Here is a 22,094-nt window from a genome sequence, read left to right on the forward strand (position 1 = left end):
TAGCTCACCCCATTTAATAACTCTATAAACTATATTTTACAGAATTATAAGAAAAAAAGCAGGGGAATTCTTGAGAGAACCTAAAAAAGCAGCTTCCCAATAGGTCAGCTGCCCTCTTTCCATTCTAATCCAGCGACTGCTTCACAATGCATAGTCTGAGGGAACATGTCCACCGGCTGCACTTCGATTGTCCTGTATCCGCCATCCTCCAGAATACGAAGATCCCTTGCAAGCGTTCCCGGGTTGCAGGATACATAGACGACTTTCTTTGGCTTCATGCTTAAAATGGTTTTCAGCAGAGCTTCATCACAGCCTTTTCGCGGCGGGTCAACGACAAGCACATCTGCGGTGTTCCCCTTTTTATACCAGTCAGGGATTACTTCTTCTGCTTTCCCGACTGCAAATGAAGCATTTGTCATGCCATTTAAATCAGCATTCCGCTTCGCATCCTCAATGGCTTCCGGCACGATTTCAACGCCGAACACTTCTTTTGCTTTCTGTGCCAGAAAAAGAGAAATGGTGCCAATTCCGCAGTACGCATCGATAACCTGTTCTTCTCCGCTCAAATTCGCATATTCCAGTGCTTTATCATATAAAACTTTCGTTTGCTCCGGGTTCACCTGATAAAAGGAGCGGGCGGAAATCGCAAATTTGATATCGCCAATAAAATCATAGATCACTTCTTCACCCCAGAGGACTCGTGTGACATCTCCCATGATCACATTCGTCTTCCTGGGATTCACATTATGGACGATGGATTTAACACCTTCAATGCTTGATGCAATCTCTTCCACAATCCTTTGCTTATGCGGGAGCTCGTTCGTCCTTGTGACAAGGACAATCATCACTTCGCCTGTCACAAGCCCATAGCGCGCCATCACGTGGCGGAGCTCGCCTTTATGCCTGCCTTCATCATAAGCACGGACACCATAGCGTCCGCAAATTTCCTTTACCTTTTGTACAACCTCATCATTTTTTTCCTGCTGGATGAGACATTCCTTCATATCGATGATCTGGTGGGTACGCTGCTGGTAAAATCCGCCGATCAGGCCGCCCTCCTGCTCGCCAATCGGAACCTGCGCTTTATTTCTGTAACGCCAAGGGTCCTTCATGCCGAGAACCGGATGCACCTTGACGCCCTCAAGTTTTCCGATTCTTTCCAGAACATCTCTGACCTGTTTTTCCTTGGCGAGAAGCTGGCCTTCATAGCTCAGGTGCTGCAGCTGACATCCGCCGCACTCCTTATAAATCGGGCAGGGAGCTTCTACTCGGTATGGGCTTCTTTCATATGTCTCGATCAGGCGCCCAAAGCCATATCCCTTATTCACCTTAATCACTTTTACCTTTGCTCTCTCACCGGGAAGCCCATCCGGAACAAATAGAGGATAACCATCCACCTTTGCAACTCCTGCCCCTTCATGGGTCAAATCCTCAAATATAACATCTATATAATCATTTTTTTGAACCGGTAATGTTCTGCTCATCATTTTCTTCCTTTTCAGCTTAATTCCGTGACCTATTTGACTAGACAGATTGTATCACAAAAAGGGGTGAATACGAAATAGATATGGTGCGGATTTTGAACCTGTATACCCTTTATCATGCCTATTTGAAAAACCCTCCACTCTATTAGCATATTTTCCAGTCTATTTGTAAGCTTACCCTGTCTGTTTGCAGAATCACCCTTCTAATTGCAGTAATACTATTCTAATTGCATCGTTCACAAATTCATGTGTTTTGCAAAATAAAAGCCCGCCCTGTAAGAGAGCGGACTTCCTATTATTCGCGGGAACTTTCCCAATCGGTCGGGCGGTCTTCTTCACGAATCTGATCAATTGGGACAAATACTTCCAAATGCCTGTACAGGTTTACGAATTCAGCAGGAAGCAGCCCGCCAAATTCACCGTCCAGATTGAGCTGGACTTTTTCATTGGACTGTACTTTGATGCGGTTTGCCTGTGTATAGATGACGTTCGGATCTTTTACATGCTCACCCCGGACAGCCATTGTCGCGATCCGGATAAAATCAGCAAGATTGGTTTTCTTTAATATCAGCAGAGAGAATAGCCCGTCATTTATACAGGAATCCGGCGCCAGCTTTTCAAAACCGCCGACTGAATTTGTCAGGCCGACAAGGAAAAGCATAACTTCACCTTCAAAGATTTTCCCGTCAAACTCGATGCTTACTTCGGTTGAACGGATGGAAGGAAGCATTTCAATTCCCTTTAGATAATAGGCAAGCTGGCCAATCATGGTTTTCAGCTTGCTTGGCACCTCGTAAGTCAGCTCTGTCAGCCTTCCGCCACCAGCAATATTAATAAAATATTTATCATTTATGCGGCCAATATCGACAGGTATGGTATCTCCTTTTACAATGATTTCAGCAGCCGCATCCACATCTCTTGGAATATGGAGCGCACGGGCAAAATCATTGGTTGTGCCCGTTGGAATAATGCCGAGGCGAGGACGGTAATCCTGTTCAGCGAGTCCGTTTACCACCTCGTTAATCGTACCGTCGCCGCCTGCTGCAATAACCAGATCGAAGCGGCGTTCAACAGCTGCCCGTGCAGCTTTAATCGCATCTCCTTCACCTGTGGTGGCATGGCATGAGGTTTCATATCCTGCACTCTCCAGCTTTTGCAGAACCTCTGCTAAATGTCTTTTAAAAATTTCCCGGCCTGAAGTCGGATTATAAATAATTCTTGCTCTTTTCATAGCCATCATCCTATTATTGAAATATCTAAACTTAATCCTTATATATTATTCCATCTTTTTACATCATAGCGAATAGTCCACGGCTTAGCAATTATTCACTGCCATCCGTTTCTATTCTATTCACTTCCCGCTATTTTCACAAGTGGTCAGATGCACAAATGAATTATACCCTCATTAGGCAAAAAAGTATCGTAATTAAGTTATATTTCTTGGAGATGTAACTGAAATCACATTAAGCAGGATGCAATTGAGCATTATTCCTGTTTCAGGTCCTTCAAAACAAGGCTCTTAACATAGTCAATAATGGATTTATATGGATACTCTTCATTAATTACCCTATGAAGCATTGCCCCGTCCATAAAAGTCCAGAATAATCCCGATACATGGCTTGGATCTGCATCCGGACGGAATTCCCCGGCAGCCTGCCCTTCCTCCATAATGTCTGTTATCAATTTCAAAAAGAACTTCTTTCCTCGCTCGTTCAGAATTCGATTCAAGTTCTCATCTCTGGAGGAATGCAGCGTAAATTCCAGCTGTATAGTAATTCTATCTTTTCGTTCCTGGCTGAATGGGCTCATATCCCTATACAAATCAAAAAGATATTCCAGTTTCTCTTCCGCAGAAGAGAACATGGAAATGTTCTCTGCAAGTCTTGCATTAGCTGATTCTGTCTGATCATTCAAAAGCTCCAGATAGATTTCTTCCTTGCTTTTAAAATAATTATAGATAGCTCCCTTGCTGATTCCTGAATAAGCGACAATGTCATCAATGGTCGCTGCCTGAAATCCCTTTTTGGCAAAGCAGGCCAATGCACCCGCCAGGATCTCTTTCTTTTTCTTCCGCTTATATTCCTCTGATACGATAGGTGACAAGTCTGTCCCTCCATTGTATTTGTTTAGTCTCTGAGAAAATTATTCCAACGCATTAAACATCAGCAGCACTTTTGACTGATGTCACTTCTTTTCAGAACTTCTTCTATATAAAGGCTGGCATGTTCACTCGTGATTTCTGTATTTTTCTCCGCCAATCCGGCCATTACCAGGTCTTCTTTCACTTTAGCGAGAAATAAATCTCTGATAGCTGCTGAACGGCATGGCTGCATCTGCGCTGCCAAGTCCCAGATCCATTGCTCAAGATGGACGCTCTTGCTCTTTTTTTGCATCTCCTCCGGAACCCGCCTTCTTCCCATATTTCTCACTCCCCAAGCATATTCTTATCTTTTAAAATAAACTGATTAGTCTTTTTATTGTAAGGATTTTTAAATGAATTTTCAAACTTTTCGTACACAAAAAAACTCCTAACTGTCCGTTAAGAGTTAATCCTGATCTATTTGGTTTTTATCCCGGTACATTGTTACTAATCCCCCAATCAGCATAAAGCAGGCAAATGCAATGGGAAACCAGCGCTCAAACCAGGATTCTTTATTGGGAAGTTCTTTGTGTTCCTTGTCCGCTTCTTCCGAAAATCCTCCTGTAATTTGAGCCATAACAAGATTGGTAAATTCATCTTCCCCCGGCATTTCCGGCAGGGAATTTTCCTCCTCGTCCATTGCTTCGAGGTATACTTCCAGGCATTGATCACATATATAGAGATGATCTTCATAGAGTTCACGTTCTGGTTCTGACAGCACATTTTTCACATATTTCCGCCATTCTTCCAATGAAAAATGATCCATGAAAAATCATCTCCTTCCAATGTTCCTGACAGCGTAGCGTTCAGGAGCATGAGAATATCCTGCTGGGTATTGCCGATCGAATAAATCCTGGGTTATATCAGCTTCCCTTATATCTATTCGGATTACATTCTTTCTTTTTGAGTGCCGAAACAATCATAATCGAGAGAATTGAATAATTCAATACATTTTTTATAAAAATCTCCCCTAAAAAGCTTTTATTTCCATATTTTTTCATCGCTTAATATTAAAATAATGATTAATTTCCCGCTTCGAACAAAACCATTATATGGTAAACTGTAAGCGATGACTTCAAAGAGGAGGGCAGTGAACATATTTTTAAATAATGGACAACTCTAAACCATTATTGAATATATTGATTGAAAAAGGATGGTTACGATGACATTTCTTATTTACTTGGCAGCGTACCTGATAGGATCAATTCCTACAGCCTTATTGATCGGCAAATATGCCTTTGGGATCGACATCCGTGATCATGGCAGCAATAATCCTGGTGCGACTAACACACTAAGGGTACTGGGCAAAAAAGCAGCTATCGTGGTTCTGCTGGTGGATGTGGGCAAGGGAGCAGCAGCTGCAGCATTGCCTGTCATCCTGAACGCTGAGACCGATCCGTTAATGGCTGGGATGGTTGCAGTAGCAGGCCACTGCTTTCCGATCTTTGCAGGATTCCGCGGAGGAAAAGCCATTGCAACCACGGCAGGTGTATTGCTTTTAGCAAATATATGGATGTTTTTGATCGCCTACATTTGTTTTGTCGCAGTCATTTACAGAACGAAGTATGTATTTTTTGGCTCTTTATCGGTGGGTGCATCTTTACTTATCTATTCCTTATTTACCGAAGGCACTGAACATGAACTTATCTTTTCTATTTTCCTATTATTTTTGATTTTCCTTCACCGTTCGAATATTAAAAACTTCATTGATAAAAATGAGCCTAAAATCAATGATAAGCGCCTGAAAAATGACCGCATCCCTCCAAGAGACCAAAAAAAACGAGCCTAATCGAAGCCCGGATCCTGCATTCGGGCTTTTTTTATTATTTCTCACATGAAAGCCGTTCATTAAGCAAATCCTTTGAATAAAAGTGCAGTCAAAGGAGCTTCTATATGTTTTTGATCTTAAAAATATTAAGTCTTTACTTAATCACAATCATGATTATGAGACTGATGGGCAAGTCGACAATTATCCAGATGACTCCTTACGACCTCGTCGCCATCATTATTGTTGGTACAGTTGCCTCTGAGCCTCTTATTAGCACAGAATACTGGCCGACATTAGCAGCATTGGCGATTCTTGTAGGCCTTCATATTCTCTTTTCCTATTTGACTTTAAACCAAATTGGCAACCGATTTTTTCTTGGGGAACCGACAATGCTGATTAAAAACGGTGAAATCCTGGAAGACAATCTGGAAAAATCCCACCTTTCCATGACTCAGCTGCTGTCTATCCTAAGAAGCAAAGGCTATCCAAAAATTGCGGATGTGGATTACGCCATTCTTGAGCCTATCGGTGAAGTGAGCATCATACCGAAAGTGGCCAATACGCCTGTTACCGTCGAACATTTAAATATCTCCATTCAGGATGAGGGCCTCCCTATTGCGGTTATTGTGGATGGGAGGATTCAGGCGCGTAATCTCGAGCTGCTGGGACAGACTAAAGATTGGCTTTTAGAGCAGCTGCGGCAAAACAATTTGAATGAGAAAGATATTATGTACGCTTATGTAAATGAAAAGTCAAAAAAATTGAATATAAATAGACGCAGATAATATTCTAAAATAGGTTTAAGGTTTGAAGTTAAGGGTATATAACATTGGTTACTTACTAGACAAATAAAAAGTTACTTAACTATACATATCAATATCAGGGGGTAATGGTATGACAGAAAATAGCCTAGTGCTTGAAACAAAAATTGATGGTTTTGATTTTAATTGGGACCTTGAAAAAGGTCTGTTTAATTTTGAAGGCGATGATGCGGTCCTATTTTGGATAAAATCTGCCATGAAAAGCTTCTTCGATACGATTGAAGAGATCTCTGGAAAAGAAACATCCAGCCTTGTACTTGAGACCACCGGCTTCAGGCAGGGAATGGTAGTAGGGGAATTCTTCAAGGATTTAAAACTTCCGATAGAAGAAGTGGCTAATATCATACCCAGAATATATGCTTCTGCTGGCTGGGGGAAATTCATAATCACTGATTTAGATCCCGCTGCGAAAACCGCCAGGGTCAGAGCAATTGACAGCTGGGAATATAAGATTAACAAAGAACAAGGGAAAAACGAGTCTGGAACATTCCTGCCGGGACATTTTGCAGGAATCTTTTCCGCTGTGTTTGGCACAAGCCTTTGGTATAAAAAAGCAGCTGACCAGTTGGCCGGACAGGATTATACAGAGCTGGATTACTTCCCTTCAAGCGTTACTGTTGAGGAAAATATACACGCTTTGGCAAGGCGCGAGGAATCAAAAAAATCAGCGAGCTTGAAAAATTAGTGGAGGACCGGACGATTGAATTAAAGCAGCTTGTTAAAGAAATCTCTTCACCGGTTATTCCAGTCCTGGATGGAATCGTTGTTGTCCCTCTATTGGGAAGATACGATGAATTCCGCTCTGAAGAACTCGTGGATAAAACTCTCCACAGTCTTCCGAAGCACCAGGCAGATTGTCTGATCCTGGACTTAACCGGGTTAAATCAGTCCATCAGCTCCTACACTGTCGAATTCTTAAGCAAGTTGGCCGCTGCAGCTAACCTGATTGGCACCGAAACCATTCTGGTTGGCATTTCACCAGAACTTGGCACAAAGATTACGGAAACTAATTTTAACCTTTCTAAATTTAACTGCTTCACAAACCTGCAGCACGGTATTTATTATGCACTGTCCAAAAAAGGCAGGAAAATCTTTTAATAACGGAAAAAGCTGACTCCTCATTGGGAAGTCAGCTTTTTTGAGTTAAATGTGTACAAATTATCTGTATCGTTAATTTCTGCGGATAAAAATTTTTATGTGCTCATAGCCTTGTTTTAAGTGCGGATAATTTTATTAATGTGCGTACAGGTTATTTTAGTCTTTTTTATCATTTGATTATACTTTCTTAGGAGCCCCCTATATTTCGCTTCGCGCAGCTCAAGCGCATAGGCCTCAATATTAGGCATACCCATATCCTTGGCAATGCTTATTTCCTTTTCAATATCATAAGGAATCCGGACAATTTCGATTGAGAAAGGCCCAGCCTCTTTCGATAAGTATTCCCCATGCAAAATTGCATAGGTTGCCTGAGGAATATCCAGGGAATTCCCAACGCTTCCTGCATTGAAAAGCGTCCTATGCGGATGGACCGGTTCAATCAAAGCAGCATGAATATCACCATAGCCGACAACATCCGGAATTAGCCCGTCCTCTCCGGCATTAATATTTTCTGTATTCTCAAACATAGCCAGCTTTTCTTCATAAGAATCCCGCATCGGTACAACCCGATGATAAATGCTTTTAGCGGAAGCATGGTAGAGCCTGACATATTTGCCGCTCATATAAAAATCGTGATGGAATGGCAGAGTTCCCAAATAGGCTAACGCCTCTTCCCCAAGCTGTCTCTGATGCCATCTGCCCTCTTCAAAGTCCAGCGGCTTCTGCATGAAATCATCCCAGTTTCCAAGGAGGACCACTTCACAGGTTTCTTTTATCCGTTCAACGGCTTTAAGGGAGTTTGGCCCCTTTCCTATTAAATCACCTAGGCAGAAAATAATCTCTATTCCGCGTTCGCGGATATTGTCCAGCACCGCCTCCAGAGCTGTGATATTTCCATGAATATCAGAAATTATGGCTACTTTCCCCATGTATGTCTCCCCCTTACTATTCTTATTTAATTTCTCCAAAACATCCAAGCTTCCTCTAACAATTGAAAAAACAAAATTTGATTTTTCCCTGTACCGCCATTACATTAGAAATATGGTAAAATAACAGCATGCCAAAACCAACATTACATATAGAAGGAGTAGGATTTATGTCAAAAGTATTTGTATTCGGACACAAAAACCCAGACACTGACTCAATCTGTTCAGCACTTGCTTATGCAGAATTAAAAAACAAATTAGGCGTTGATGCTGAGCCAATCCGCCTGGGCCAGGTAAATGAGGAAACACAATATGCTTTAAATTATTTTAAAGCTGAAGCTCCCCGTCTTGTTGAGGCAGTTTCCAAAGAAGCAAGCGAAGTAATCCTTGTAGACCATAATGAGTTCCAGCAAAGTGCTGATGATATCAGAGATGTGAAAATCCTTGAGGTTATTGACCACCACCGCATAGCGAACTTTGAAACAAGCGATCCGCTTTACTACCGCGCAGAGCCTGTTGGCTGCACAGCAACTATTCTGAACAAAATGTACAAGGAAAACGGTGTAGAAATCAGCAAGGAAACAGCTGGTTTAATGCTTTCGGCCATCATTTCCGATTCTTTGCTGTTCAAATCTCCAACATGCACAGATCAGGACGTTTCAGCAGCACGCGAGCTTGCTGAAATCGCGGGAGTAAACGCTGAAGAGTATGGTCTGGAAATGCTTAAAGCAGGAGCAGATTTAAGCAAGAAGAGCGTGAAAGAGCTAATCTCCCTTGATGCTAAGGAATTCCAAATGGGCAGCTATAAAACAGAAATCGCACAGGTTAATGCCGTGGACCTAAATGACGTATTAAGCCGCCAGGAAGAATTGGAAGCTGCCATTACTGAAAATATCAATAATAAAGAGCTTGACCTTTTTGTTTTTGTTTTAACTGACATCCTTAACAACGACTCAGTTGCCATTTCTCTTGGCAAAGAAGCTGCAGCAGTTGAAAAAGCTTATGATGTAACACTTGAAAACAACAGTGCCGTATTAAAGGGCGTTGTGTCACGCAAAAAGCAGATTGTACCGCCGCTTACTAACGTATTGGCTGCCAAATAAGACAAAGCAGTGCCGCACTGGGCACTGCTTTTTACTTATCCAATAAAGTTTCTGTCCCCATAACAAGTTTTATCATTAGTTCCTTCACTGTTACTTCTTCAGCCAGTGTCACTCCCTGTCCGGCCCATAATGACATAAACTCCGGCTGCTCCAGCTTGGCTGCCTGTTTTCGGATAGGGGCTGTCATATCATTCTGTAATGGATAAGGCAATGTCTGCTGACCTTTCATCTCTTCCATGAACCTGTTGCGAATTCCTCTTGCAAGCTTTCCGGAAAATGCTTTCGTCACAGCTGTCTGATCTTCCCTTGCATTTAATAGTGCATGTTTGTACAGTGAGTGAGCTCCGCTTTCCCTGCATGTAAGAAAAGCAGTTCCCAGCTGGACTCCTGCTGCGCCAAGCATCATAGCAGCAGCAATGCCGCGGGAATCCATTATTCCCCCTGCAGCAGCCACGGGACAACTGACCGCATCTGCTACCTGTGGTATTAGAGCCATGGAACCAATAAGCCCGCTTTCTTCGCTGCCGAAAGTTCCACGGTGCCCCCGGCTTCAACCCCCTGAGCAATAATCACATCTGCGCCAGCCTCTTCCCATTCCACTGCTTCTTTTACATTGGTTGCGGTTCCAATAATAATCGTACCCTGTTTCTTTAATTCAGAAATAATGGCAGATTCAGGAATGCCAAATGTAAAGCTGCAAACAGGCACCTGTTCCTCCATCAAAACATCAAGCTGTTTTCTGTATAAAGCAGCATAATTCTTTTCTGGCAGAGAAGGTTTTTCCTTCATACCAAGCTCACTGCTGTATCCGGCGAGTACATCCTCCATGCTGCTGATTTCCTCTGCATCCGCCGAAGCCTCACTATCCGGAACAAAGAGATTAACGCCAAATGGCTTATCTGTCAGATTCCGAATCCGTTTTATATCGTTCCTTATTTCATCTGAACTCATATAGCCTGCGCCCATATTTCCAAGTCCTCCACTATTGGATACCCCGCTGATTAATTGCGGCGTTGTCATCCCTCCAGCCATAGGAGCCTGGAAAATAGGGTATTTTATATCCAGCATCGCTGTTATGGAATTCTGGTTCCAGCCCATTTAAAACATCCTTCCGCCTTTATTTCCCCGAAACAATAGCATCTACTATACTATCAGCAACAAATTGCCAGATCTTAGAATCCTCCTGATAGGAAGCAGTTAGTCTACTGTACATGCTCATTTGTTTGTCCTTAAAGTCTTCCGCATTCTGTGCGGGGAGCTTACTTCTTCCATCATCAACCATTTCCTGAACCTGTTTGGCACGAGGTCCCCAAACAGCTTTTTCCTTCCCCGCCTCATCTATAAAAATATAAATGGGTATTGCTCTGGATGTTCCGTTAGTCAAATATTGATCCATGAGCTCAAGATTCTGATCCCTTAAAATAAAACGGACTTCCATCCCTGCTTCCTCTGCGATTTTCAGCAGAATCGGATTATTCAGCATCGCATCTCCGCACCAATCTTCAGTGAGTACAATCACTTTCATGCCAGTGTCCTTAAATTCTGCCAATCTTGCTTTCTCTTTATCTGATAAAGAAAAACGATCGTAAATGCCCATCATTTCATCTTTATTTACTTTCATTCCCCCTATGTATTCATGCAGACTCAGCCCTTTTTGGAACCAATCCAGTAATTCCATTAATCAACACTCCTTTTTTCTAAATGACTAATTACTAATTCTGTATGGCTCCCCAGCATTCCTTCTGATTACTGCTGGCGAATTTTGCAGAAAAACATCTTTTCCTGGGAAATTAGACAAAGAGGCTGTCGGCAAAAAACGAAGGCCGGCGAAAAGCGGCCGGCCTTGTCATCAATCCATCATTCGTTTTTTGTATACGGCGGCCACTAGAGCAAACACAGCAGCAGTCCATACAATTATTGCCGCCAGATGGGACCATACATCCGATAGGCCAGCCCCCGCTTCAACCTGATTAGCCAAGTCAATGAGCTGCAGATTTGGCAAGTACTCAATAAATATTAAAACTGGATATTTTTCTATAAAAGGGGTCAAGAACGAGCCAAAGGAAAAAATCATCATAATGGGCAAAATAACAACCGATGCTTCCATTACGGATTTTGTCAACAATCCAAGCAATGTGCCAATTCCAATATAAAAGACAGCAGACAGAATAATAGCCATACCAACTATTATTACATTATCAGGATTATAACCAGTTAAAAATGCAGCTATAATGATAACGGCAATGGTGCTAATAAAGCTCAATAAACTTTTCCCGAATAATATCTCCAGGGTACTTGCAGGAGACAGCATAAGTCCCCTTAATGTATTTTTTCTTTTTCCTCTGCAATTAGTGAGCACTGCACATAGGCTGCTACTAAACTAAAAATCATATTGATGACCATATAATGTGCATCGATTGCCTCAATACCCATGCGTCCATAAATCGCGGCCATAACAAGGGGCAGGAAGACGGTAGTAGAAACATATAAATTTTTCGAAACATCTTTATAATCCTTATATAAGATGGCCATAGATCGTTTCATTGAAAAAGTCATGCTAATTTCCTCCCTGTTACTTCTACAAAAATATCCCCTAAAGTCGGTTCGTTCGAATAGATGGAAACAATTTTATTTCCAGACATGTAATCATACACAGTTTGTGCTCCGCCCGGTCCTTTATCGACAATTACTTTGCTCCCATCGGTCAGCTCAACAGTCAATGTATGATCGGCAAATTTTCGGCGAAGCGCTTTAGGTGAATCCAGCAATTGAATAGCCCCATTATTTAAGAACGCAACGCGGTCACATAGCGTTTCAGCCTCATTCATATCGTGTGTGGTCAAAAAGATCGTGGTTCCTTTTTCTTTTAAGTCTTTTAAGCCTTTATAAATATGTTTTGTATTTACTGGATCAAGTGCTGAAGTCGGTTCATCAAGAAACAGCAGCTCAGGTTGATGCAAGAATGCCCGTGCCAGTGTCACACGCTGAGTCATCCCTTTTGATAGTTTAGAAACAGCCTTCTTTTTATCATCTATTAAATTGACCATGCCCAGAACTTCATCAATCCTCTTATCCGGTACATCATAAAGATCACAGTACAGCTTTAAATTATCATAAATTGTTAAACGGCTGTATAAACCGCTATTATCAGTCAGGATTCCGATTTTCTTACGGTATTCTTCTTTCTTCAGATTGGAAGCATTTACCCCAAATACTAAAGCCTCCCCATCTGTCTGGGCTAATTGAGCGGTTAGAATTTTTATGGTAGTTGTTTTGCCGGATCCGCTTGGCCCTAAAAACCCGAAAGTCTCTCCCTTTTTTACATTAAATGATACATTTTCCAGTGCTGGCTGATCTGAAAAGTATTTGGCCAATGATTTGACTTCAATGATATTCTCCATTTTCATCCTCCATGCGGTTTGTTTTCTTATGCATTCATCTTAATTCATAAAGAAAACCCCACATTATATTCCAGATAAAAAGAGCAATACAGAGGCTGAATGGAGCAATACAGAAGTGGAATGGAGCTTACTTTAACCCCAGCATTTCTTTTAACTCCGCCATTTTCCCTTTTGATAAAGGGATTGATGATTTAGAAGCATCATTGAGCACCAGTGTAAAACTATTCCTTGTCCACGTCACGACCTCCCGGACCTTCTGCAGATTAACAATATAAGAGCGGTGGCATCTGAAGAAGCCATAGGGGTGCAGTTTTCTTTCCAGCTCTGCCAGAGTAAATACACTTGGATACACTTCACCTTTAATAAAAATATTGGATTGGCCATCGTTGCTTTCAATGTAATCAATTTCAGGCGGGTCGAATAATACGATTTTATCGTTCACTTTTGTAGGGACTTTTTCGAAGCAAACAGGCTGTACCGCTGGCGTTTCTTCACTCAGCAGACCGGCATGCTGTTCCTGCGCCGCTGTATCCGGTTCATCCTGTAAAACGTCAAGCTCCAGCAGACCGGTTTCACCAAGCCTATAAACCTTGTTGGTCACTGCAAGCGCACTCTCCAAATTACCAGTTAGTATTAAAACACCTTTCCCATTTTGATTAAGTTTCCTTATCAATTTTATGAAGACACGCTTTGTTTCCAAATCAATATTTTGGTCTGGCTCTTCAAAAATAAACAATGCAGGGTTCTGAAAAAGCATACGGCCAAAATGGACTCGTCTTTTTTGTGAATAGGATAACTTTCTAACCTGCTGATTTCGCTCTGCATCCAGCTGAACAGCACGCAGCCCTTCTTCTATTGATATTTCCGATCCATATAGGTTCTTATAAAAAGAGAAGTTTTCCTTCGCCGTTAATCTTTCATATAGACCGTCATTTAAAGAGAAGATTCCAATGCCCGTCAAGAATTTGCGTTTGTCTATCGCCGCACTAATTTCATTAACCCTTATTTCTCCATTGGAAATCGGCATTGTCCCCATGAACATACTCAATAATACGTTCTTTACATTTGTATTTGTATGAACTGCTGCGGCCTCGCCCGCAGAGATCTCCAGACTAAATGGAGGAAATACAACTGTATGCTCATCATGCTCTTCTAAATTTGTTATTTTTAAAATGGCCATTTCTAATCACCTGGTTTTTTTAGATTTCATACCTGTAATTATAACGCTGAAGGACATGTAAAATATAGCTTTTCCTGGGAAATAATAGGGGTATTTGTCGAAAGACCGTTTTCTTCAAACAAAAAAGGGGCATGAAACCGAATGATTTCATACCCCGATAAATAGCTATCTTTTCTGAATTTCCTGCTGCAATAATTTGTTGACAAGCGGCGGGTTGGCCTGTCCTTTTGTGGCTTTCATGATTTGGCCGACAAGGAAGCCGATCGCTTTTTGTTTTCCATTTTTGAAATCCTCAATCGATTGCGGATTCGCATCAAGCGTTTCTCCGATAATCTTAAGAAGTGCACCTTCGTCCGAAATCTGAACCAGGCCTTTTTCTTTTACGATTGTTTCCGGATCTCCGCCATTTTCAACCAGTTCTTTGAAAACGGTTTTGGCAATTTTGGAAGAGATGGTGCCATTTTCTATCAGTTTAATCATGCCGGCAAGTCCCTCTGGTGTCAGAGCTATATCTGTCAGCTCTTTTTGTTCAGCATTCAGGTATGCTGACAGTTCACCCATCACCCAGTTGGAAGCCTGCTTTGCGTCAGCTCCTGCTTGGACAGCCGCTTCAAAGAAATCGGATGTTTCTTTCGTGACTGTCAGGACAGCTGCATCATAAGCAGGAAGCCCAAGTTCTTCAATATAGCGGTTCTTTCTTTGGTCCGGAAGCTCAGGGATCTCAGCACGAATGCGCTCTTTCCACTCTTCATCAATATGGATATCAAGCAAATCAGGCTCAGGGAAATAACGATAATCATCCGAACCCTCTTTTACCCTCATTAGAATGGTTGTATTGGTTGCTTCATCATAGCGCAATGTTTCCTGCTGGATTGTACCGCCTGAACTTAAAATCTCTTCCTGTCGTTTCTCCTCATACTCCAGTCCTTTGCGGACAAAGTTAAAGGAGTTCAGGTTCTTAAGCTCTGTCTTTGTGCCAAATTCCTCCTGGCCCACAGGACGAAGGGAGATATTCGCATCACAGCGAAGTGAACCCTCCTCCATTTTACAGTCAGAAACGCCTGTATACTGGATGATGGACTTTAACTTCTCGAGATATGCGTATGCTTCATTTGGCGTGCGGATATCCGGCTCAGACACAATCTCAATCAGCGGGGTACCCTGGCGGTTATAGTCTACAAGAGAATATCCTTTAGCATGAGAGAGTTTTCCTGCATCTTCTTCAAGATGGATTCGCGTAATGCCGATTTTTTCTTATAGCCGTCGACTTCGATCTCAATCCAGCCATGCTCTCCAATTGGCTTATCGAATTGCGAAATCTGGTAGGCTTTTGGGTTATCCGGGTAAAAATAATTCTTCCGGTCAAATTTGGTGACAGGTGCAATTTCACAATTCAGTGCCATCGCAGCTTTCATTCCGAATTCAACTGCCTTTTTATTTATGACAGGAAGCACTCCAGGGTAGCCAAGATCGACGACCGTTGTGTTGGAGTTAGGCTCTGCCCCAAAATGGTTTGGGCTTGCCGAGAATATTTTTGAATCTGTTTTTAGCTCAACGTGTACTTCAAGTCCAATAACCGTTTCGTATTTCATGATTCCCCCCTTACAGTCCCGGTTTTTGCTTATGGAATTCTGTAGCCTGCTCAAAAGCATGCGCTACACGGTAAACAGTGCTTTCATCAAAATGCTTTCCGATAATCTGGAGGCCAAGCGGCAATCCATCCGCGAATCCGCAAGGTACGCTGATTCCAGGTACGCCGGCAAGGTTTACTGGAATTGTCAGAATATCATTTGCGTACATTGTCAGCGGATCAGATGTATTTTCACCAATCTTAAAGGCAGGAGTTGGTGCTGTCGGTCCAATAATGACATCATATTTTTCAAAAACATTTTCAAAGTCTTGTTTAATCAGTGTACGCACCTTTTGTGCCTTTTTATAGTAAGCATCATAATAGCCTGAACTTAAGGCGAATGTACCAAGCATGATGCGGCGTTTCACTTCATCACCAAAGCCTTCTGCACGGGTCTTTTTGTATAAATCGATTAAATTCTCAGGATTTGCTGTTCTATAGCCATAGCGTACGCCATCAAAGCGCGCCAGATTTGCCGATGCCTCAGAGGAGGACAGCAGATAATACGTTGCCAGTGCATATTTCGAATGCGGCAGGGAAACTTCCTCCCATGTTGCCCCAAGTTTTTCTAACACTTTCAGGGCGTCCAGTACTGACTGGCGCACCTCTTCATTCACACCTTCAGCCAAATACTCTTTCGGTACGGCAATTCTCAGCCCCTTTACATCCCCAGTCAAGCTTTCCGCATAGCTTGGGACCTCAACATTTGCTGAAGTAGAATCCATAGGATCCACACCTGAAATTGCCTGAAGCAGATATGCGTTATCTTCAACTGTCCGTGTAATTGGCCCGATTTGGTCCAGAGATGAGGCAAACGCGATCAGTCCGAATCTTGATACTCTTCCATATGTAGGCTTTAACCCAACAACTCCGCAATAAGAAGCAGGCTGTCTGATTGAGCCGCCTGTGTCTGATCCAAGAGAAAATAAAACCTCACCGGCTGCAACAGAAGCAGCAGAACCACCGGAAGATCCCCCGGGAACTCTTTCTAGATTCCATGGATTCCGGGTTACTTGAAAGCCTGAGTTTTCATTGGATGATCCCATTGCAAATTCATCCATATTCAGTTTACCGATTGTAATGGTTTCAGCATTATGTAATTTGGATGCAGCAGTCGCATCATAAATCGGATCAAAGTTTTCAAGGATTTTACTCGCACTGGTGGTGCGCAGCCCCTTCGTTACGATGTTATCCTTCACGCCGATTGGCATACCGAACAAAAGGCCTTTTGCCTCGTCTGTTCCAATTTTCCCATCCATTCTTTTAGCTGCTTCACGGGCTTTTTCTTCATCAAGCGTCAAGAAAGCCTGTACTTTATCTTCAACTTCACCGATTCGCTTGTACGATTCGCTGACAAGGTCGGTAACCGTGATTTCTTTCTTATGTAAAAGCTGATGAAGTTCCGATACCTTATGGTCAAATAAACTCACCATTTTCCCCTCCCTATTCAATAATAGACGGCACTTTTATATAGCCATCCTGATGTTCCGGCGCATTTTTCAGAACTTCTTCCTGTGGAAGCCCCTTATTTGCCTTATCTTCTCTCAATACATTCTTCATATCAAGAACATGGGATGTTGGTTCAACATGGTCTGTATCAAGCTCATTCAGCAGTTCGGCAAATGAAATCATCTTGTCCAGCTGTTCGGTGTATGCAACAGCTTCTTCCTCAGTCATTGCAAGTCGCGCCAGGTGTGCAACATGCTTAACCTGATCTATTGAAATTCTCGACATTAATGCCACCTCCAAAAATTGAATACTGTCAATGCACAATTATTATGATCATACCAAACTTTCGCGCGTTAAAGCAATACGCGCACGCCAGCTGGCTTAGCAATCTTCTGCTTATTTTACCATGAGTTCAGTGAATTGTGTGTTTGCTTCTCTTTTTAGAGGATAAATGAAAAGCGAAACCGAATAAATGGGGGTTGCGGTAATAAATACAGGAGGTGCGATTATGGAATTTTTCCGATTTGATTTGGATGTCAGCAGGGAAATTGCCCAATTCAGCAGCCACAATGCCAGCATCACCCCGATTATCCGAAACAAAACAGCTACAGTTGGGTGTATCCACCTGAAGGATAATAGTGTTTTAGGCATGCATCCGGCAGCTTGTCCCCAGCTATTTCTCATCGTTGACGGCGAAGGATGGGTTAAAACTGCTGGCGGTGAGCAAATTGCAGTCCAAAAAGGAACCGCTGTTTATTGGTCTGAAGGTGAGGAACATGAATCAGGCTCTTACCTTGGCATGACTGCAATTGTGATTGAAGGTCCTGATTTGGATCCCCATCTGTACCTGAAGGGCCTTCGAATAGATAGCGGAACACCTCGCATGGGCCGGTAAGTGCTGAATTTTGGCCGGTAAATCCCGTATTTCGGCCGGTATTGTGGTGCTTTCCTCTCAAAATAGAGCAGCGCTGAAGACGCTGCTCATTTCCGCTTGAATAGTTTGGCAAATAGGCCGCCCTTTTTTCTTTTTTGCTTCTGCTTTGACCGTTTTCCTCTCCACGAAAATTTCCGGTTTATCAATCGCATAGTCATAGGCTAGAACCAGCCCGATCTCTGAATTATGATCTTTATTGGTGACGATTGTATATTCGACCTTATAGGTTGAGGCAAGCTTTATATATTTTGATAAATAGGAGTAGCTCATATTCCCATTTAGATAAAGATGAGCCTTGCTGTTGGCTTTAAGGGCCTCTTCCACCTGCGGATAGATTCCATCTTCCCTTATCTGCGGCTGCTTCAAGGCAATGACCACCCTCTCCCGAAGCGAGCCAAGAAACTTGCGGCGTTCATCAGGCTTGGTCTGCTTTTGTCCATGAATCCCCTGTTGAAGATAATCATCTATATTTTCAGCCAATTGTACATCCTCCATCCTTATATGACTCAATGCTTCCATTGTATTCAGTATTACGTCCTATTTCAAATTTCGCCTATATAATATGTATGTTTTTGCAGCATGTACTGTGCTTGCCCCTTAAGCAAAAAAATACCCCCTTCCAGGAAGAGAGGTTCAAAATAGGAGAATATGCAGGTAAGAAATCAAGTTTACATACGGGTAGAATTTAAGCTTCCTGCTTTTCAGTAAATTGTTCTTCCTCAGTGGATCCTTTCAAAGCAGTTGTCGAGGATGTTCCTCCAGTAATGACCATGGAAACCTGGTCAAAATAGCCGGTACCCACTTCACGCTGATGTCTTGTCGCCGTGTAGCCATGTGTTTCGCTGGCAAACTCGGCCTGCTGCAGTTCAGAGTACGCTGCCATTCCGCGGTCTTTATAGCCGCGAGCCAGTTCAAACATGCTATGGTTTAGCGCATGGAATCCTGCCAAAGTAACAAACTGGAACTTATAGCCCATTTTGCCGAGCTCAACCTGGAATTTTGCAATCGTTTCGTCATCGAGCTTTTTCTTCCAATTGAATGAAGGAGAGCAATTATACGCTAACAGCTTGCCAGGGAATTTTTCATGGATTGCTTCAGCAAAGCGTCTCGCTTCATCAAGATCCGGTTCTGATGTTTCACACCATACCAGGTCTGCATAAGGAGCATACGCCAATCCCCGAGCGATCGCTTGGTCAAGACCTGCCTTTGTACGGAAGAAACCTTCAGGTGTGCGTTCCCCAGTAATGAAAGGTGAATCACAAGGGTCCACATCGCTGGTTATTAAGTCTGCAGCGTTGGCATCAGTCCGTGCGACAATGACAGTCGGCACGCCCATAACATCCGCTGCCAATCTTGCAGAAATTAAATTCTTAACAGCAGTCTGGGTAGGCAGTAAAACCTTTCCGCCAAGGTGGCCGCATTTCTTCTCAGAAGATAGCTGGTCCTCAAAGTGTACTCCGCCGGCACCCGATTCAATCATGCCTTTCATAAGTTCAAATACATTAAGCTGGCCGCCGAATCCTGCTTCCGCATCTGCTACAATCGGAGCGAACCAGTCAATGGAATGATCCCCTTCCATATGATGAATCTGGTCAGCTCGCTGAAGGGCCTGATTAATTCGTTTTACAACACTCGGAACACTGTTGGCCGGATATAGACTTTGGTCCGGGTACATATTTCCGGACAGATTCGCATCTGCAGCAACCTGCCAGCCGCTTAAGTATATGGCCTTCAGCCCTGCCTTAACCTGCTGGACAGCCTGGTTTCCCGTTAACGCCCCTAATGCATTGACGAAGTCTTCTTCATTCACAAGCTTCCACAGCTTCTCTGCACCACGGCGCGCTAATGTATGTTCAATATCAATTGACCCTCTTAATTTAATGACTTCCTCAGCCGTATACGGTCTTTCTACTCCATTCCAGCGTTCATCCATTTCCCAGCTTTCCTGTAACTGACGCACTCTTTCATCTGCCATTTGATTAAATCCTCCTTTTAATTTAGAAAATCATCATTTGAGCAAAATCCCAGTTGCACTGCATTTCTGTATCACAACAGGTATTAAATTATTAGCTGTTATGATATAAGTCTAAGTTGTTATAAAACAATTGATAATCTATGTTTTGTATTATATAACAGAGATTTCTTAATGGGAACCCTTTTTTAAAAAAATTTTCAAAATTTACCGCTAATTCTCTAATCTATCCAATAAAATAGCTCTTTTCGCCAACTTAATTTTATAAATTTAGATGAATAGATATGTTGATATATGTGATATAACAGCAAATTAATGCGAAATAACGTATTTTTATACATTCTTATCTTTATAGCTTACAAGGTTTTTTGTCCCTCAACCTTTATTATGTTATGATAATAAACGTCTTTTCAAAGTGGACCATTCCCCAAACCGATTTTTCCACAAACACAAAACTGCATGTTACTGTATAAAAGGAACTTTTCCACGTATGTTTTAATGGGGACATAAATAGAAAAATGGGGGTGAACATATGGATTTCACTATGGCGACGTGGCTTTGGCTTCTTATTCCAATGCCATTATTGATCGTACTATCAGGCATCTCATATTTTGTTGAAAGGAGAGGATAAATAAGTATGGATATAAATATACCAACTTTAATTGCCATTATTGTTTATCTGGTCGGCATGCTGCTGATTGGCGTGCTTGCAGCCAGAATGACTAAAGATTTATCTGATTATGTTTTAGGCGGACGAGGGCTTGGAGCTGGAGTTGCAGCCTTGAGTGCCGGAGCTTCTGATATGAGCGGATGGTTAATGCTGGGATTGCCTGGAGCTGTTTACTTAGGCGGTATGGGTGAAATATGGCTTCCTATCGGTCTGGCAGCCGGTGCCTATCTGAATTGGCAGTTTGTTGCTAAGCCACTGCGTGTCTACACAGAAGTAGCCAACGATTCGATTACAGTTCCCGGGTATTTTGAAAACCGGTTCCATGATACTTCAAAATTGCTGCGGGTAGTTTCTGCAATCGTCATATTAGTCTTTTTCACTTTCTATACTTCTTCCAGCCTGGTCGGCGGTGCCATTCTATTAGAAAATTCATTCGGGATGGATTATACACTCGCTCTTTGGGTCGGAGCTGCTGTCATTTTGTCATACACATTATTTGGCGGCTTCCTTGCAGCCAGCTGGACAGACTTTATTCAAGGCATCTTAATGTTCTTAGCCTTGATTATCATTCCGATTACAGCGATTCAGGAGCTTGGCGGTTGGAATGAAACACTAGATCAGATCAGCGCGATAGATCCAACACATTTAGATGTTGCTTCAGGAGCCACTTTTGTTGGCGTAGTTTCCCTGCTGGCATGGGGGCTTGGCTACTTTGGACAGCCGCATATCCTTGTCCGCTTTATGGGATTAAAATCAACAAACGACGTTCCAAAAGCCCGCTTGATCGGTATGACGTGGATGGTTCTTTCGTTATTTGGAGCTCTGTTTGTAGGGTTTGCCGGCATCGCCTATTTTGCAGATGCACCGCTTGCCAATTCTGAAACAGTATTCATCATGTTTTCACAGGTACTATTTAATCCATGGGTAGCTGGATTCTTATTAGCAGCCATTCTCTCAGCAATCATGAGCACAGTTGACTCTCAATTGCTCGTTTCTTCAAGTGCACTGGCGCAGGATTTTTATAAATCCATCTTTAGAAGAAATGCTTCCAAAAAGGAAGAAATGATTGTTGGCAGAATTGCTGTACTGGGCATTGCCATTATTGCCATCTTCTTAGGGTATAACCCAGAAAGCAAGGTGTTGGAACTTGTCAGTTATGCTTGGGCCGGATTTGGTGCAGCCTTCGGGCCAGTTATCATCCTGAGCCTGTTCTGGAAGCGCATGACACGGAATGGCGCCCTTGCCGGCATTATTGTTGGTGCCGTAACAGTAATTGTTTGGGCACAGCTTACCGGCGGACTGTTTGATTTGTATGAATTGGCGCCCGGCTTCCTATTTGCAGGTCTAGCGATTATCATCGTCAGCCTTCTGGATAAAGCACCTTCAAAGGAAGTTCAGGAGCAGTACAATCAATATAAGTCTGTCCTTAAAAATTAATTGCAGCAACCCTCTTCCTTTGTGGAGAGGGTTTTTTGTATGTCTGTCGTTCATCCATACAATTACAGGCTTGAGCCGGGA

The 22,094-nt window shown here is 42.6% G+C and carries 20 protein-coding genes and 3 pseudogenes; 6 read left to right on the forward strand and 17 right to left on the reverse strand.

Annotated elements, in window-relative coordinates:
• Positions 1–104: 104 nt before the first annotated feature.
• From rlmD to M5V91_RS20395, 5 genes are all read right to left on the reverse strand, one after another.
• Positions 105–1,484, reverse strand: coding sequence for a 23S rRNA (uracil(1939)-C(5))-methyltransferase RlmD (gene rlmD, locus M5V91_RS20375; protein ID WP_251175361.1), 1,380 nt, complete (start codon positions 1,482–1,484; stop codon positions 105–107).
• A gap of 295 nt (positions 1,485–1,779) precedes the next feature.
• Positions 1,780–2,715 carry a diacylglycerol kinase gene (locus M5V91_RS20380; RefSeq protein WP_251175362.1) on the reverse strand — a complete coding sequence of 312 codons (936 nt, stop codon included), beginning with the start codon at positions 2,713–2,715 and terminating at the stop codon, positions 1,780–1,782.
• A 254-nt stretch (positions 2,716–2,969) separates the two neighbouring features.
• Entirely contained in the window at positions 2,970–3,587 is a 618-nt protein-coding gene (locus tag M5V91_RS20385; RefSeq protein WP_217027456.1) for a TetR/AcrR family transcriptional regulator, read from the reverse strand.
• 59 nt (positions 3,588–3,646) lie between these two features.
• Positions 3,647–3,904 carry a hypothetical protein gene (locus M5V91_RS20390; protein WP_251175363.1) on the reverse strand — a complete coding sequence of 86 codons (258 nt, stop codon included), beginning with the start codon at positions 3,902–3,904 and terminating at the stop codon, positions 3,647–3,649.
• A 126-nt stretch (positions 3,905–4,030) separates the two neighbouring features.
• On the reverse strand, positions 4,031–4,390 hold the full coding sequence (locus M5V91_RS20395) for a hypothetical protein (RefSeq protein WP_251175364.1): 360 nt from the start codon (positions 4,388–4,390) through the stop codon (positions 4,031–4,033).
• A 396-nt stretch (positions 4,391–4,786) separates the two neighbouring features.
• Here M5V91_RS20395 and plsY point away from each other — a divergent pair, with 396 nt between their 5' ends.
• The 3 genes and pseudogenes from plsY to M5V91_RS20410 all read left to right on the forward strand — a co-directional run bounded on the left by plsY (position 4,787) and on the right by M5V91_RS20410 (position 7,311).
• Entirely contained in the window at positions 4,787–5,413 is a 627-nt protein-coding gene (gene plsY / locus M5V91_RS20400) for a glycerol-3-phosphate 1-O-acyltransferase PlsY (protein ID WP_009335950.1), read from the forward strand.
• Positions 5,414–5,517: 104 nt separating this feature from the next.
• On the forward strand, positions 5,518–6,177 hold the full coding sequence (locus M5V91_RS20405) for a DUF421 domain-containing protein (protein ID WP_019380112.1): 660 nt from the start codon (positions 5,518–5,520) through the stop codon (positions 6,175–6,177).
• Between the two features lie 109 nt (positions 6,178–6,286).
• Positions 6,287–7,311, forward strand: a pseudogene (locus tag M5V91_RS20410) (STAS domain-containing protein).
• A gap of 116 nt (positions 7,312–7,427) precedes the next feature.
• On the opposite strand, the gene M5V91_RS20415 reads toward M5V91_RS20410, so the two are convergent.
• Entirely contained in the window at positions 7,428–8,240 is an 813-nt protein-coding gene (locus M5V91_RS20415) for a metallophosphoesterase family protein (RefSeq protein ID WP_284521472.1), read from the reverse strand.
• 167 nt (positions 8,241–8,407) lie between these two features.
• On the opposite strand from M5V91_RS20415, the gene M5V91_RS20420 reads away from it, so the two are divergent.
• Positions 8,408–9,340, forward strand: a complete 933-nt coding sequence (locus M5V91_RS20420) for a manganese-dependent inorganic pyrophosphatase (protein WP_251175365.1) — start codon at positions 8,408–8,410, stop codon at positions 9,338–9,340.
• A gap of 31 nt (positions 9,341–9,371) precedes the next feature.
• Here the strand turns inward: M5V91_RS20420 and M5V91_RS20425 are convergent.
• The 9 genes and pseudogenes from M5V91_RS20425 to gatC all read right to left on the reverse strand — a co-directional run bounded on the left by M5V91_RS20425 (position 9,372) and on the right by gatC (position 17,285).
• Positions 9,372–10,438, reverse strand: a pseudogene (locus M5V91_RS20425) (NAD(P)H-dependent flavin oxidoreductase).
• 19 nt (positions 10,439–10,457) lie between these two features.
• Positions 10,458–11,018, reverse strand: a complete 561-nt coding sequence (locus M5V91_RS20430; protein WP_009335956.1) for a thioredoxin family protein — start codon at positions 11,016–11,018, stop codon at positions 10,458–10,460.
• Positions 11,019–11,189: 171 nt separating this feature from the next.
• Complete coding sequence (locus M5V91_RS20435) at positions 11,190–11,651, reverse strand: ABC transporter permease (protein WP_284521473.1); 462 nt, start codon at positions 11,649–11,651, stop codon at positions 11,190–11,192.
• An 8-nt stretch (positions 11,652–11,659) separates the two neighbouring features.
• Positions 11,660–11,896, reverse strand: coding sequence for a hypothetical protein (locus M5V91_RS20440; RefSeq protein ID WP_284521474.1), 237 nt, complete (start codon positions 11,894–11,896; stop codon positions 11,660–11,662).
• Positions 11,893–12,741 carry an ABC transporter ATP-binding protein gene (locus M5V91_RS20445; protein WP_009335958.1) on the reverse strand — a complete coding sequence of 283 codons (849 nt, stop codon included), beginning with the start codon at positions 12,739–12,741 and terminating at the stop codon, positions 11,893–11,895. Before M5V91_RS20445 ends, M5V91_RS20440 begins: the two co-directional genes overlap by 4 nt.
• Positions 12,742–12,868: 127 nt before the next feature.
• Positions 12,869–13,921: a LytTR family transcriptional regulator DNA-binding domain-containing protein gene (locus M5V91_RS20450; protein WP_251175367.1), complete on the reverse strand. Its 1,053-nt coding sequence runs from the start codon at positions 13,919–13,921 to the stop codon at positions 12,869–12,871.
• A 165-nt stretch (positions 13,922–14,086) separates the two neighbouring features.
• Positions 14,087–15,513: pseudogene (gatB, locus tag M5V91_RS20455) on the reverse strand (Asp-tRNA(Asn)/Glu-tRNA(Gln) amidotransferase subunit GatB).
• A gap of 10 nt (positions 15,514–15,523) precedes the next feature.
• A complete protein-coding gene (gene gatA / locus M5V91_RS20460; protein WP_251175373.1) occupies positions 15,524–16,981 on the reverse strand; it encodes an Asp-tRNA(Asn)/Glu-tRNA(Gln) amidotransferase subunit GatA in 1,458 nt (485 codons plus the stop codon).
• A gap of 13 nt (positions 16,982–16,994) precedes the next feature.
• The gene (gene gatC, locus M5V91_RS20465) at positions 16,995–17,285 is read right to left on the reverse strand and encodes an Asp-tRNA(Asn)/Glu-tRNA(Gln) amidotransferase subunit GatC (protein ID WP_009335962.1); all 291 of its coding nucleotides are present in this window, start codon (positions 17,283–17,285) and stop codon (positions 16,995–16,997) included.
• A gap of 223 nt (positions 17,286–17,508) precedes the next feature.
• Here gatC and M5V91_RS20470 point away from each other — a divergent pair, with 223 nt between their 5' ends.
• Complete coding sequence (locus M5V91_RS20470) at positions 17,509–17,895, forward strand: cupin domain-containing protein (protein WP_009335963.1); 387 nt, start codon at positions 17,509–17,511, stop codon at positions 17,893–17,895.
• A 57-nt stretch (positions 17,896–17,952) separates the two neighbouring features.
• Here M5V91_RS20470 and M5V91_RS20475 read toward each other — a convergent pair whose 3' ends face one another.
• Both M5V91_RS20475 and aceA read right to left on the reverse strand, forming a co-directional pair.
• Entirely contained in the window at positions 17,953–18,414 is a 462-nt protein-coding gene (locus M5V91_RS20475; RefSeq protein ID WP_284521475.1) for a YueI family protein, read from the reverse strand.
• 205 nt (positions 18,415–18,619) lie between these two features.
• A complete protein-coding gene (gene aceA / locus M5V91_RS20480) occupies positions 18,620–19,909 on the reverse strand; it encodes an isocitrate lyase (protein ID WP_251175368.1) in 1,290 nt (429 codons plus the stop codon).
• A 634-nt stretch (positions 19,910–20,543) separates the two neighbouring features.
• On the opposite strand from aceA, the gene putP reads away from it, so the two are divergent.
• Positions 20,544–22,013 (forward strand): sodium/proline symporter PutP, encoded by a 1,470-nt coding sequence (putP, locus tag M5V91_RS20485; protein ID WP_009335966.1) that lies wholly within the window; start codon positions 20,544–20,546, stop codon positions 22,011–22,013.
• The last annotated feature ends 81 nt before the right edge of the window (positions 22,014–22,094 follow it).

Source organism: Cytobacillus pseudoceanisediminis (assembly GCF_023516215.1).
Classification (GTDB): Bacteria; Bacillota; Bacilli; order Bacillales; family Cytobacillaceae; genus Cytobacillus; species Cytobacillus pseudoceanisediminis.